14 protein-coding genes are annotated in these 14,896 nt (G+C 28.1%); 13 read left to right on the top strand and 1 reads right to left on the bottom strand.

All coding sequences use genetic code 11. The annotated features are described in order from the left end of the window. Positions 1 to 181: hypothetical protein (locus T434_RS0103370; RefSeq protein ID WP_026399902.1), on the bottom strand; the 181-nt coding region annotated here is incomplete at its 3' end. A 190-nt stretch (positions 182 to 371) separates the two neighbouring features. On the opposite strand from T434_RS0103370, the gene T434_RS07895 reads away from it, so the two are divergent. The 13 genes from T434_RS07895 to T434_RS0103310 all read left to right on the top strand — a co-directional run bounded on the left by T434_RS07895 (position 372) and on the right by T434_RS0103310 (position 14,835). After that, positions 372 to 563 (top strand): hypothetical protein, encoded by a 192-nt coding sequence (locus T434_RS07895; protein WP_162150676.1) that lies wholly within the window; start codon positions 372 to 374, stop codon positions 561 to 563. Continuing rightward, positions 560 to 1,093, top strand: coding sequence for a histidine phosphatase family protein (locus T434_RS06785; RefSeq protein WP_051614353.1), 534 nt, complete (start codon positions 560 to 562; stop codon positions 1,091 to 1,093). Before T434_RS07895 ends, T434_RS06785 begins: the two co-directional genes overlap by 4 nt. Before the next feature lies 1 nt (position 1,094). Beyond that, positions 1,095 to 1,508, top strand: a complete 414-nt coding sequence (locus T434_RS0103360) for an SHOCT domain-containing protein (protein ID WP_026399901.1) — start codon at positions 1,095 to 1,097, stop codon at positions 1,506 to 1,508. A 12-nt stretch (positions 1,509 to 1,520) separates the two neighbouring features. Next, positions 1,521 to 1,982 carry a hypothetical protein gene (locus T434_RS0103355; protein WP_026399900.1) on the top strand — a complete coding sequence of 154 codons (462 nt, stop codon included), beginning with the start codon at positions 1,521 to 1,523 and terminating at the stop codon, positions 1,980 to 1,982. A 15-nt stretch (positions 1,983 to 1,997) separates the two neighbouring features. Continuing rightward, positions 1,998 to 2,363 (top strand): SHOCT domain-containing protein, encoded by a 366-nt coding sequence (locus T434_RS0103350; protein ID WP_026399899.1) that lies wholly within the window; start codon positions 1,998 to 2,000, stop codon positions 2,361 to 2,363. Between the two features lie 4 nt (positions 2,364 to 2,367). Next, positions 2,368 to 2,853 (top strand): SHOCT domain-containing protein, encoded by a 486-nt coding sequence (locus tag T434_RS0103345; RefSeq protein WP_026399898.1) that lies wholly within the window; start codon positions 2,368 to 2,370, stop codon positions 2,851 to 2,853. Between the two features lie 164 nt (positions 2,854 to 3,017). Continuing rightward, positions 3,018 to 4,229 carry a helix-turn-helix domain-containing protein gene (locus T434_RS0103340; RefSeq protein ID WP_210997112.1) on the top strand — a complete coding sequence of 404 codons (1,212 nt, stop codon included), beginning with the start codon at positions 3,018 to 3,020 and terminating at the stop codon, positions 4,227 to 4,229. A gap of 150 nt (positions 4,230 to 4,379) precedes the next feature. Continuing rightward, positions 4,380 to 6,197, top strand: coding sequence for an ABC transporter ATP-binding protein (locus T434_RS06780; RefSeq protein ID WP_035358228.1), 1,818 nt, complete (start codon positions 4,380 to 4,382; stop codon positions 6,195 to 6,197). A gap of 3 nt (positions 6,198 to 6,200) precedes the next feature. After that, positions 6,201 to 8,042 carry an ABC transporter ATP-binding protein gene (locus T434_RS0103330; RefSeq protein ID WP_026399896.1) on the top strand — a complete coding sequence of 614 codons (1,842 nt, stop codon included), beginning with the start codon at positions 6,201 to 6,203 and terminating at the stop codon, positions 8,040 to 8,042. 48 nt (positions 8,043 to 8,090) lie between these two features. Beyond that, on the top strand, positions 8,091 to 10,160 hold the full coding sequence (locus T434_RS0103325; RefSeq protein ID WP_026399895.1) for a DUF5011/hyalin repeat domain-containing protein: 2,070 nt from the start codon (positions 8,091 to 8,093) through the stop codon (positions 10,158 to 10,160). A 52-nt stretch (positions 10,161 to 10,212) separates the two neighbouring features. Beyond that, positions 10,213 to 10,644, top strand: a complete 432-nt coding sequence (locus T434_RS0103320) for a flavodoxin (RefSeq protein WP_026399894.1) — start codon at positions 10,213 to 10,215, stop codon at positions 10,642 to 10,644. A gap of 56 nt (positions 10,645 to 10,700) precedes the next feature. Continuing rightward, positions 10,701 to 13,598 (top strand): DNA polymerase III subunit alpha, encoded by a 2,898-nt coding sequence (locus T434_RS06775; protein ID WP_026399893.1) that lies wholly within the window; start codon positions 10,701 to 10,703, stop codon positions 13,596 to 13,598. Position 13,599: 1 nt separating this feature from the next. Then, positions 13,600 to 14,835 (top strand): aminopeptidase, encoded by a 1,236-nt coding sequence (locus T434_RS0103310; RefSeq protein ID WP_026399892.1) that lies wholly within the window; start codon positions 13,600 to 13,602, stop codon positions 14,833 to 14,835. Positions 14,836 to 14,896: the final 61 nt, after the last annotated feature.

Here is a 14,896-nt window from a genome sequence, read left to right as displayed (position 1 = left end):
ATTTTTTTAACCTAAAACCATGAAAATACATCGGATATGTTTGACAGAGTGGACAACTTATATTATCTTTTAGTAACTTTAGATGAAGTGTAAGTACTTCACCATCTATTGTGGTATCAAGTGATTCTATTTTTGAATTTATGTTTTCTAATTTATATAGTTTTGTGATATTATCATACATGAAGAACTCCTTTGTTTTTTTAGTTACGACTAACTATATTATAAAAGGTGTTCTTCATTTTTTATATATTTATTTCGGCCTTTAAAAAAGATGGTGTACTACCACCACCTAATTGAAAGGTGTTTTTTTACACCAACTATTTTAAATACCTATTATAAAAATCCCTCTAATATATAAGGGGGATTTATTTATGAATCAAGAAATTTTAGTTATTACAACAAACAAACTTTTAAATGAAAACGAAATAATTAGTATATATATTGATTTTTATAATAAAGACTATGAATATATATCAATTAGTATGGATAAATACTATTTAAATAAATTAATTATTCATGCTATAATTACAGTAGTAATACAATTCAGAGGGGATATAAGATGACACAATTTATTATGATTAGACATGGCGAGCCTACATATGAAATTGTTCAATCTAGAGGATTTAAAGGATTGGGGCATGATTTAGGACAACTCACACTTCAAGGACGTGAACAAGCTTATTTAAGAGCTTTAGATAACGAATTGAAAGATGCTGAGTTAATTATTTCATCACCCTATACAAGAGCTTTAGAAACAGCTGCAATCATATCACGGATTACAGGCATACCATTGCAAGTCGAAAATGATCTTCATGAATGGTTAATTGATACAACCATGGCGTATGAAATCGATGATTATAGAAAAGCATCTGATGAGTTTTGGCAATCTAAAGGCATTCGATCAAAAGATACGCTATATCCTTGGGAATCGATTGATTCTGTTAAAAATCGTGTGGATAAGGTTCTTGAAAAATATTTAGATTATAAAAAGGTAATCGTTGTATGTCATGGTATCGTCATTAATTCACAAACTTTTTTAGGAGATAATTTGGGGTATTGTGACAAACGAATTATTTTAAAAGGGGCTAAATAATATGAAAAACGGATTTATTCTTGCAGGACAAATTATTGCTGGTTTTGTTGTAACAATATACGTAGGGATTGCTTTCATACTTATGATGCTAGGACCATTGCGTGTATTTTCGGTATTTCTATTGGCGTTTCTAGCTGCTATTATTATAGGTATTGCAAGAGTAGGTATAGTTGCTTCAAAAGGAGATAGTGGTAAAACGGAAGGTATCATTTGGAGTATTATCTTTTGTTTAGTACTTGCTCCTGCAGGTATTTTTATACTTATAGGGTTTTTAGTTAATGATGAAGAAAAAAATAATACAATAAAAACATCATTTGAACAAAAACTTTTAGAATTAAATCGCTTGTATGATAAAAATTTGATCACGAAAGAAGAATATGACATTCGAAGAAAAAAAATCATAGAAAGTATTTAAGGAGTACATTATATGAATAAAACATATTTAAAAGTATCTGTTATATTTTCCTATATTACAGCAGTTATTTTGATTTTATTAGCTGTTATACTTTTAAGTTTTGATAGAAGTCTTATATTTGATGATACTTTAATTAGCATTGAACAAATAAAAATGTTTAATTTGTATCTAAATTCATTGAGTGCAGTGATGTTAGCAGTTTCTATTATTAATATAATTGCAGGTTTAAACATTCAACAAGTTAGAAAAGAATTAAGACCTGTTAGAGTTGCACTTATATGGTCAATTGTTCTTATGTTTACTGCAGGGTTCTTACCAGGTATATTCGGTATATTAGGATCAAATGCAAGTAATGAAGAACACACGAGTTCACTTGAACATAAATTAAAAGAAATTGAATCTATGTATGAAAAAGAATTAATTACATATGAAGAATATCAAAAATTACGTCAACAAATTATAGAAAGGGTTTAAGGGAAAGGGGATAAAATGAACAAGACATATTTAACAGTTGCACAGGTGTTTGCTTTAATCAGTGGAATTGCATTTCTTTTAGCATTTATGGCAATTATTACAATACCATTAGGTGTTTTAAATATTGTTGCATTTAATGTATTAGGAAAAGCAAAAAAAGGAATAGTTGATAAAGACAAGGTTAGAAACTGGAGTATTTACTTAATCTTTACATCACTTATTGGTGGTATTTTTGGGTTACTAGCTGTTGAAAGTGATGAACCATCTTCATCAACATCATTAGAACAAAAACTCATAGAGTTAAATCGTTTATATGATAATAACTTTATTACTAAAGAAGAATATGACATTCGTCGTAAAAAAATTATAGAAAAGGATTAAAAAAATGAATAAAAATTTCTTATTAATTGCTATTATTATCGCGTTAATTGCAGCTTTAAATAGTTTTTTATCAGGAATACAAATTCTAGCAACTGATGGTCTTTCAATAATCAATCAAATTCCAGGATTATATGACGAGTTAGTTGCTAATGACTTGTTATCAAGTGTACAAAATATGTTAAGTTTCTTAGCTGTTATTTCATTTATTATTGCAGCACTCAATGTATATGCAGCATTTGTTTTAATTCAAGCAAGAAACGGTAAAGCATCTAGAAATAAAGCGTTTGGGTGGTCAATATACCTATTATTTGGTGGTGGATTACTTGCAGGTTTATTTGGTATTTTAGGTTCCAAAGAAAAAAAAGATGAAACAGGTTCATGGAGTGATCTTGAATCAAAACTTCGAGAACTTGAAAATTTATATGAAAAAGGGTTAATCACTAAAGAAGAATACGATATTCGAAGAGAAAATATTATTAATAAAATATAAAAAAATTAAGTAGGCTAAAAAAAGTCTACTTTTTTATTAAAATTATCACATTTTTCACATTATTTTTTTCAGATGAATAAAATCAAGGAAAATGACGACTTGAGTTTTTATCAAAAAAATGGCATATTTTTAAAATGGAAAAAAAGTTTAAGGAGTTGACAACTATGTATATACACATCTCGACGATTGAACACTATATGAATATGAGAAAGTATCTTCCAAATTACGATGATGAATTTGGTTCAATAGTTAAACATCATCGTAAGAAGATGAATATGACATTAGAAGAAGGTGCAAAAGGAATATGTAGCGTATCTTATCTATCTAAAGTTGAAAACAACTTAATTAAACCATCTGAAAAATATATTGCTCTTTTAAGTGAAAGATTTCAAATTAAATTAACATCAAATGATTCATTCGAACAAGAAAACATTTTAGATAATATTATTGAATCTATGTTATTTAATTTACCTATTGATGCATTTAAATATGATGAAGATTATAAAAGTAAACTAAACTATTTCGGTTATTTGGTTTATCATAAGATGTATCAAGAAGCTAAAAATATATTAGAAGATTTAATACTTTACATCAAAAACTTTAATGATTTAGAACTTCAAGCATTTTTATATTTTGTTTCTTTAATTTTTCAGATTGAAGGTCGATTGAAAGATAGTTTTATCGCATTAGAATTAATTAAAAAGAAGAACGTTCATCAAAAATTGGATTTGTTAATTCAAAAAGAAAAATTAAGAATTGCTTTAATGATGAATCATCATCCATATATTCAATTACATTATGAAAAAATGATACAAAAGTTAGTTTATCATGGTTATTATCATTTAGTAAATGAACTTAAAGTGTATTATTTTACATACATGAATCAATTTTTAAATGAAGCTCAATTAAACAAACATTTAAATGATAATTTACACATAAGTAAAGAAAATAAAGTTTATTTAAAAGCACACTTTTATTACATTCATATGCGTTATGAATCAGCATATGAACTTATGAAAAATTATACGATTAATGATGTTAGATCATATATGTTAATGCTTCTGATTTTAAATAGATTAAACAAAAAAGATGAGTTATTCAAAATGATAAATTTAAGTTTTGAATTTACAAACCATGAAAAGTTATTGGTAACCTATTTAAAGACTAAATACACAGTGAAACAAGAAGAATTATTAGAGTTTTTAAGATACGATGTATTAAAGATGAATGACTTGCCAGATGAAAAACTACTTATTGATTTTTGGTATCAAGAAGGTATTGATTTACTTAAACAAGCAGGATACTATAAAGATGCAACCCAACTTGCCCAAAATGTTTATTATAAACTTAATGATATATCGCTTAATATTGATTGACTATTGATTTAACTATGATAAAATTAAATGTGGGAGATGACTCCGAAATAAATTTGTTTTTTAAAAATACATTTTAAAAAAGCTTAAAAAATTTAACATGCAAGGAAGTCATTCTTTGCATGTTTTTTATCAAAAAATGAGGGATGCATCATGAGATTAAAGTCACTATTTAAATTAACAAAAGGACATCTGTTTGCTTATTTAGTATTAATTGTGTTGGTGTTAATTCACCGATTCACATATTCATTTATTCCTTTATTTACGCAATATATCATTTATGCGTTAAATAACTTTTTAGGAACACCATCAGATACACAAATAAACTTACCAAATTTTCTAATTCAATTTTTTGAATCAGGTGAAACCATTTTAATGGTTGTCTTTTATGTTGCCTTAGCGCTTTTTACATATCAAATTATTCGCTATACATTAATGTATTATGAAAATTATTTAAAAGGTGCAATTCAAGAAAAGATTGCTAAAGAATTGAGATTAAAAATATTTGATCATGTGCAAAATCTAGACTATAAATTTCATAATAATTCAGACAGTGGTGACTTAATTCAAAGAGCAACATCAGATGTTGAAACTACTTCAGGTTTTATTGTTACAACATTAATGCAACTCATTGGATTACTGGGTTCATTATTTTCTGGTGTATATCAAATGTATCATATCAATCAAACAATCATGTGGATTAGTTTAGCTGTCATACCAGTTTATACAATTTCATCGATTATTTATTTTAATAAAATTGAAAAAGTATTTAATGAAGTTGAAGAAAAAGAATCTGCTATGATGACAGTTATTCAAGAAAACGTATCTGCAAGCAAGGTTGTTAAAGCTTTTGCGAATGAGCCATTTGAAATAGAAAAAATGGAAGCAAAAAATAAAGCATATACAGATATGAATATTAAAGCAAATAAAATGGTTGCCTTATATTGGGGGTTCATGGATTTAATTTCATTAAGCCAATATGCAGGTATTACAATTTTATGTATTGAATTTGCAAGACAAGGTGTGATGGATGCACCTCAAATCGTTGCAGCGCTCATGTTATTAGGTTTATTAGTATGGCCGATTCGTGGATTAGGTAGATTAATTAATGAATTTTCTAAAGCATCTGTTGCGATGGGAAGAATTGATGAAATTATTAAAAAGCCTATTGAATACGCTATTGATGGTACATTAGAACCGGAAATTCAAGGACATATTGAATTTAAAAATGTTTCATTTAAGTTTGATGATGATGAATCATATCTACTAAAAAATATTTCATTTGAAATTAAACCTGGTGAAACAGTCGCTATTATTGGTAAGACAGGATCTGGTAAAACAACCATTATTAATTTACTTATGAGAATGTATGAATATGAAGGTTCCATATTAATTGATGGTGTTGAATTACGTGATATTAAAAAACAACATATACGAAAAAACATTGGTGCAGTCCTTCAAGACCCGTTCCTTTATTCGAAAACGGTTTATGAAAATATCTCAATTGCAAATCCAAAAGCTACTGAACTAGAAATTGAAATGGCTGCAAGAACAGCAGCAATTGAAAAAGATATTCACACTTTCCAAAACGGTTATCAAACCAAAGTTGGTGAAAAAGGTACAACACTTTCAGGTGGACAGAAACAAAGAATTGCGATTGCTCGTATTTTAGTTAGTGAAAAACCTATTTTAATCTTTGATGATGCATTGTCAGCATTAGATAATCATACAGATAGTGCAATTAGAAAAGCATTAAAAGAACGTGATCATAAATCAACAAATATTATTATTACACACCGTATTACAACAGCTAAAGAAGCAGATAAAATTGTTGTAATTAAAGACGGTATGATTGAAGCAATTGGTAAACATGATGAACTTTCCGCTAAGGAAGGGTTATATAAGACATTATGGGGTATTCAAGGTAAACTTGAAAAAGAATTTTTAGAATTAGTAAGGGAGGGCAAATAATTTATGTACAACACGAAAGATGATGACGATAAATTAAAAAAGATTAGCCTTCCAGTATGGAAAAAATTATTTAAAGTAATCATGAGAAACAAATTTAATTTAATTATCATGATTATATGTGCTGTAAGTTTAGCTTTATTAGATACTTTACAAATGGTTTTAAGCCAATATGCAATTGATGAGTTAGTTACAAAAAATAATTTCACTTATTATGGATGGTATATTGGTGCAAATATTGGTATGGCTGTTGCATTTGGATTAACGGTATATGGTTTTATTTACCAAGGTGGTATTATTGAAGCAAATGTTTCATATGACTTAAGAAAAGAAGCATTTAAAACACTTCAAAAGTTACCATTTTCGTATTATGATGTCACACCACAAGGTTGGATTATGGCTCGTATGACAAGTGATGCTAGACGTTTAAGTCAAGTTATTTCATGGGGATTAATAGATTTTGTTTGGTCAATTTTATTAATGATTGCAACACTTATCATGTTATATTTTTATAACATAATACTAGCATTAATTGTGACGTGTTCATTACCATTAATGTTTTTAGTTACAATATTTTTTAGAAAACGTGTATTACTACGTCATAGAGAAGCAAGACATTACAATTCAGAATTAACTGCCAAGTTTTCAGAAAGTTTTAATGGCGCAAAGACAACGAAATCTTTAGTTATCGAAGACCGCAGTTTAATGGAGTTTGATGAAACAGCAAATCGTATGTATCGATCAAGCGTAAAAGCTAATAGTTTATCATCGCTATATTCATCTATTTTATTAACTGTTTGTTACTTTATTGTCGCAATCATTATGTATAGTGGATCATATTATGCATCAGAAGGATTAATTTTAGTTGGTACATTATATTTATTTATTCGTGCTACTGTGAATTTTTTTGACCCGGTTGTGACCTTAACAAACTTTATTTCACAACTTCAACAAGCTCAAGCATCAGCAGAACGTGTCTTAGATTTAATTCAAACAAATCCAGAAATTAAAGACACAGAAGAAGTCATCCAAAAATATGGTGATTGGTTTGATCAAAGACGTGAAAACTGGGAAGAGATTCAAGGAGAAATAGAATTTAAAAATGTAACATTCTACTATAAACCAAATGAAATCATTTTAGAGAACTTTAATTTAAAAATCAATCGTGGTATGAGTGTTGCATTAGTTGGACATACAGGTAGTGGTAAAACAACGATTGTAAATCTAATTTCTAGATTTTATGAACCAAAAGAAGGTCAAATTTTAATTGATGGTAAAGATTATAAAGAACGTAGTATTTCTTGGTTACATCACCATTTAGGATATGTATTGCAATCTCCTCTATTATTTTCAACAACGATTATGGAAAATATCCGTTATGGTAGATTAAGTGCTACCGATGAAGAAGTTATTGAAGCAAGTAAAGCAATCGGATTACATGAAATCGTTATGAAGTTTGAAAAAGGTTATCAAACAGAAGTTGGTGAAGGTGGAAATCTTTTATCAACAGGGCAAAAACAACTTATTTCATTTGCTCGTGCAATTCTGGCTAACCCAAAGATTTTAATTTTGGATGAAGCAACTTCATCAATTGATAGTGAAGCAGAACGATTAATTCAAGATGCAACAAAAAAACTGCTTAATAATAGAACATCGTTTATTGTTGCACATAGATTATCAACAATCGTTGATTGTGACTTAATTATTATGCTTGAGATGGGTAAAATTATTGAAATGGGTAACCATGAAACTTTACTTAAACAACGTGGTCGCTATTTTGAATTATATAAAACTCAATTTTTACAAGAACAAGAATTAGCATATCAATCAGAAATGAATGCACTTTAAAAAAGATATACGATAACATCGAAACTATTATTATATAGAGGTGATTAGATGTTATCGTTTTTTTTATGCTTAATTAGTGTTTCTATTGAATGGTTTAATACAATGATAGAAATACCTTTAAATAATCCTATAGAGCCATATAAGTATATGCCTGAGGCACATTTATATATTGATGGAGAAGAAAAAATAGATCCTTATATGTATTATGAGTACGAAATTTACAATACGACATTTAGTGTTATAAGAACGAATTATATAAAAACATATACTGTATATTATAGGGCTGTTTTTCCTACATATGGTTTTTCAAGTGAAGAACCAATTTATTTTAAAGTCATAGATGATATTCCACCAAATATTATTGGTCCAAAAGATATTTATGTTGATGTTGGAAGTAAATCTGTTAAATACGAATCATATTTCGAAATTTATGATAACTATTATGAGTATAAAGATTTAACAATCACAATCAATGATTTTAATGTTCAGTTATCACATGTTGGACAATATAAATTATTAGTAGAAGTATATGATCCTTTTAAAAATAAAACGACACATGAAGCAATTGTTCATGTTATTGATCAAATACCACCAACAATCAAACTTAAAGATCAAATTAAAGGAAGTGTCTTCGAAAAAATTAATTATTCAAAGTATATTGAAGTCACAGATAATTATGATAAAGTGATTCAAATTGAAATTGATGATTCAATGGTAAATTATAAAAAAGTTGGAGAATATCCATTAAGAATATATGCTAAAGATCAAAGCGGAAATCAAGCGAAAATTGAAACCACTGTATTTATTGAAGATAATGGAGCACCTAAAATCTTTTTAAAAACTAATGAAATTACAATTAATTATTTAACTGAAATTAATGAATCATACTTACGATCACTTATTGAATCTGTAAGTGATAACTATGATAATTTATCAATTGAAGATGTAAAAATCACGTATTATATTGATAGTTCGTTTTTAGGTAAATATGAAGTTTTCTATGAAGTGTCAGACAAAACAGGATTAAAAACAATCGAAAAATTAATTGTAAAGGTTAGTGATTTGGAAGCACCTAAGATTGAGTTAATTAAGCCAATTATTGTTGATGTTTATGAATTAGAACCATATATTTTAGACTATCTTTTGATTTATGATAACTACTCAGAATTTGATCAATTATCAATAACAACATCAGGCAAGGTAAATACATCGATAGTTGGTAAATATCGCGTGATAATCACAGTTAAAGATGAAGCCAAAAATGAAACAACTTATCCTATAATTGTCGAGGTGGTTGATAAAATACCACCTAAAATAGAATGTTTAGTAGATGAGATTGTTATTAAGAACTTTGCAAGACCTAACTATGATTTGATGTTTAAAGTTACGGATAATTATGATAAAAATTGTTATTTTGTTATTGAAGATTCTCATGTTAATTATCAAAATATTGGAACATATGAAATTTATGTTCATGCCTATGATTCATCAGAAAACAAATCATCACAACATATGATTTTAAATATTATTGATGATGAAGCGCCATATATTTCATTAAAAACTTATCAAGTCGTGATATCTTATGAAATCGAAAGTTTAGACTTTATAGAGTATATTGAATCTATAATGGATAATCATGATCAATTATCGATAAATCATGTTAAAGTTAATCACGATATCCAATTTGGAAAAATTGGTATCTATGCTGTAAGATATGTTGTAAGTGATCAAAGTTTGAATGTATCAGAAGAAAAGTTGATTGTAAGAATTGTTGATTATTTACCTCCAATTTTAGAAGTGCCACAAGCAATCTATATTAAAAAGGGGGAGCCATTTCATTACTTAGATTATATTAAAGCGTATGATGACTATGATAAAGATATAACATTTGATGTTAAAATGAGTCCATCATTTATACCCATTTATCAAGAAGGTATATATGAAGTTTTATTTTACGTTCATGATAAAAGTGGTAATTATACAGAAGCTAAAACGATTATTGTTGTTGAGTCTAATCATATCGATTATAGATATATTTTTTATGGTGTGTTTGTAGTAGTAGGTATCACTATTTTTGGTGTATTTTACATATATCATAAAAAGAACTCGAAAATTTAGTATAAATCTAGTATAATAAATAAAGTAAAATCAAAGTAAATGAGGAATCGATATGGCAATTCTCGTTGTATATTGGACAGGTACAGGTAATACTGAAATTATGGCACAAAAAATTCATGAAGGTATTATTGAAACCGGTGAAGAAGCAGATCTTAAAACAATTGATGAAATTACGCCTATGGAAGCATTAGAATATGACCGTATTGCATTTGGATGTCCATCTATGGGTATAGAAGAATTAGAACCGGAAGAATTTTTACCTTGGTATGAAGAAGTTGAGCCGTTTTTAGGTGATAAGCTTATAGCATTATTTGGTTCTTATGGCTGGGGTGAAGGTGAATGGATGGATGCATGGCATGAACGTGTTCGCGATTTAGGTCTTAACCTTTTTGAAGAAGGACTAAGAATCAATTCAACGCCTTCAAGAAAAGAAGCTGAAGACTGTAAAGAATTTGGAAAAAGATTTGCAACATTTAATAAATAAGGATTATTTTAATCCTTTTTTATTATCTTCGGTATAATAAGTATAAGGTGATAAAGATGAAACCATCAGTTTATCTTCAAACTGAATACTCAATGCAACAAAGTACCTTAAGTTTATCTAAGATATTTAAGCATGCAAAAAACAAAGGTTATGATACCTTATTTATTGCAGATAAAAACTTAAGTGGGATGTTTAAAGTTCTTAAAGAAGCTAAAAACCATCAAATATCTATCACATTAGGTTTAGAAGTTGAAGCAAACTACAACAATGAAAAACTATGCTTGGTTTTTTATGCTAAAAACGATGATGAGTTAAAAGAACTTATGCGTCTTTCAACTTTTGTTGAAACAACACCAAAATTTGAATTTGAGGATTTACTTACACACTCAAAAAAATTAAATCTTCTGTTACCAACAAATCAAAAAATCTTTTTTAATCTAAATTTAGATGAATCAGATTTACTTAAAAATATAATTCAACATACAAAACAACTCATCTTAGGAATAGATGATTTAAGTTTAGAACATCCTTTATGGAAAAGCATATTGAAAACGTATCAATTAAATTGGATACCGTTTAAAAAAATGGCTTATCTTAATCAAAAAGAAAAAGAAAGTTATTTGTTGTTAAGAAAAATATCAAATGCTATAATTGATGATAATATTGATTTAGAGTGGCTTGATTTTGATGCTTTTATAAAGCCATTTAACAATAAATTTAATATGAATAATTTTAAAATAATTGAAGGGAAATATTCATTTATTGAAAATAAACATAAATTACCAAAATATCCAACAAAAGATAATTTACCTTCATTTGATTATTTAAAATTATTGGCTCATAAAGGTTTAGAAAAAAGATTAAAAAGTAAAAAACGTAATCATAAAATCTATTTAGATAGACTTAATCATGAATTAAACGTCATTCATGAAATGGGATATGCTGATTATTTTTTAATTGTTTATGATTTTGTATTATTTGCAAAGACAAATGGTATTTTAGTTGGGCCTGGTCGTGGAAGTGCAGCAGGAAGTTTAGTTGCGTATGTATTAGGAATTACTGATGTTGATCCTATTGAATATGATTTACTTTTTGAAAGATTTTTAAATATCGAACGACGTACAATGCCTGATATAGACTTAGATTTTGCGGACAGAGATAGAGACAAAGTTATTGAATATGTTGTAAAAAAATATGGAAAAGAACATGTAATTACAATTACAACATTTCAAACGTTACAAGAACGATCAAGTTTACGTGATATTTCAAGAGTACTAGGATTAAGTAATCAAAGAGCAACAGCGATTATAAAAGCAATTGAAAAAAACATTTTAGATGAAACAGATTATGAAGCATCTAAAGTTGTTGAGCTAGCTAAAACGATTGAGGGTTTACCAAGACAAACAGGAACTCATGCTGCAGGAATTATACTTGCCGAGGAAAATTTATTAGAAACAATACCTTTACAGCTTGGCCCGCATCAAATGTATCAATCCCAATTTGAAGCCTCTGATTTAGAAGCGTTAGGATTTTTAAAAATTGACTTTTTAGGATTAAGAAACTTAACGATTATTGATGATTTATACAAAATTGAAGATTTAAAATTTAGACTTTCAGAAATTCCATTAAATGATAAAAAAACTTTTGAAATGATTCAAAAAGGTGATACAACCGGTATTTTTCAATTAGAATCTATAGGGATGCGACAAGTAATATCTAAGATGAAACCTAGAAATTTTGAGGATATTGTCGCATTACTAGCATTATATCGTCCGGGACCAATGCAATTTATCGATACATATATTAAACGTATGAATGGAGAATCATATTCATTAGTTGATCCATCCATCGATGATATTTTAAAGCCGACATTTGGGATTATTGTATACCAAGAACAAATTATGAAGATTGCACAAACATTTGCCGGATACACCCTAGCAGATGCAGATTTATTACGTCGTGCAATTGCAAAAAAAGATAAAGAAACTTTAGAAAAAGAAGAAAATCGATTTATTGAAAAAGCTATAAAAAATGGCAAAGATGAAAAGTTAGCGAAAAAAATATTCTCGTATATATTTGAGTTTAGTGATTATGGTTTTAATCGAAGTCATAGTGTTGCATATGCTTTATTAGCTTATCAAATGGCTTACTTAAAAGCACACTACTTTAAATCATTTATGAGCGTATTAATGACACATGTCCAATCTAATCAAGAACAAATAATACTCTATAAACAAGAAATTGAAGAACATCAAATTGAGTTACTACCACCAAGTATTCACGAAAGTACAACTGAGTTTTTAAGTCATAAGAATGGCATATTAATGCCACTCTCATCAATCAAAGGAATTGGTTATCAAACCGCTCTTTCTATTATTAATGAAAGAAATAAAGCACGATTTATAAATTTTGAAAACTTTATTTCAAGAATGAAAGGCATACTTAATCAAAAACAAATCATATATCTTATTCATAGTGGTGCTTTAGATAGTTTTGGTGTTAATCATCATACAATGATTGAAAATAGTCATGTTGATCAATTAGGATTTAAAGATTTTTTAGATGATTTTGTTATGATTAAAAAAGAGGAATATTCATTTGATGAATTAACTTTATTTGAAAAAGAATCATTAGGCTTTAATATACTTTATCAACCGGAGAATTATATTAAACGTCTAGAAAAATTAAATCAAGTTAAACCATTCGATCCTAATACATATAAATGTCGATTTATCGGTGAAATTATTAGAGTTAAAGAAATTCGAACAAAAAATGGAGAGCCAATGGCATTCCTTACAATAGGATATTCAAACATTATGTTAGATGGTGTGATATTCCCAAATATTTTTAATACATACCGCCATCTATTAGATGAAAAATATATTATAATAAATGCAATGAAAAAAGATGGTAAATATATCATAGACAAATTAGAGAAAGTGAAGGAATTATAAAATGCCAAATCAAATATTAATTGAAAAATACGCAAGATTAGCAGTCCGTACTGGTGCTAATGTTCAAAAAGGACAATTAGTTGTTATTCGTACAACAACAGATGCTGTTGAATTAACAAGAGCAGTAGCAAAAGAAGCTTATTTAGCAGGTGCTAAAAGAGTTCATTTAATTTGGAATGATGAATATATCTCAAGATATGGATATGACTATGCAGATATAGAAAATTTAAAAGAAGTGCCTCAATATTCAATTGATCAATATCAATACTTTGTTGATCAAGGTGCATGTTTCATTTCAATTCTTTCACCAATCCCAAATGTATTAAGTGGTGTTGATGGTAAGAAACTTCAAGAAGTAACATATGCCTCTCAAAAAGCACTACAATTTTTTAGAGAACATACAATGGGCAATAAAACACAATGGACTTTAGTTGCGGCAGCTAACGAAAAATGGGCAGCTAAATTATTCCCAACCATGGATGTTAAGGAAGCAACGGAAAAATTATGGGATGCAATCTTTAAAGCATGCCGTGTTGATTTAGAAAATGATCCAGTTGAAACTTGGAAAAACCACAATCAATATTTAAAAACTATTACAAAGAAATTAAATGATTTTAACTTTAAAGCATTAAAGTTTAATAATAGTATAGGAACAGATTTAACCGTTGAGTTAATTGAAGACCACATTTGGGCAGGTGGTGCCGAAGTTGCAGTAAATGGTGTTGTATTCAACCCAAATATGCCAACTGAAGAAGCATTTACAATGCCATATAAATGGGGTACACAAGGTAAGGTTGTTGCAACTAAACCACTCAATAACCAAGGAAGAATTATTGAAGATTTCTGGTTAGAATTTAAAGATGGTAAAGTAGTAGATTTTGATGCAAGAATTGATAAAGAAGCATTAGAAGGTATTCTAAATATGGATGAAAATGCTCGTTATATTGGAGAAATTGCATTAATATCTCACGACTCACCAATATCTAATATGGATATTTTATTCTTAAACACTTTATATGATGAAAATGCAAGTTGTCATATGGCATTAGGTAGAGCATATCCAATGAATATTAAAGGTGGATTAACAGCAGATATCCAAGAATTAGAGAAAAAAGGATACAACAATTCATTAGTTCACTGCGATTTTATGTTTGGTTCAAGTGATATGAAGATTGTTGGTTTAACACAAGATGGTAAAGAAATCTTAGTGTTTGAAAACGGAAATTTTGTTATTTAATGAGAAAAACCCACGAAAACACGTGGGTTTTGTCTTTATAAGCAATTCATTTGAAAATATT

Origin of the sequence: Acholeplasma equifetale ATCC 29724 (assembly GCF_000687735.1) — a bacterium.
Lineage (GTDB): Bacteria > Bacillota_I > Bacilli_A > Acholeplasmatales > Acholeplasmataceae > Acholeplasma > Acholeplasma equifetale.
This window is presented reverse-complemented; position numbering and strand designations above follow the sequence as displayed.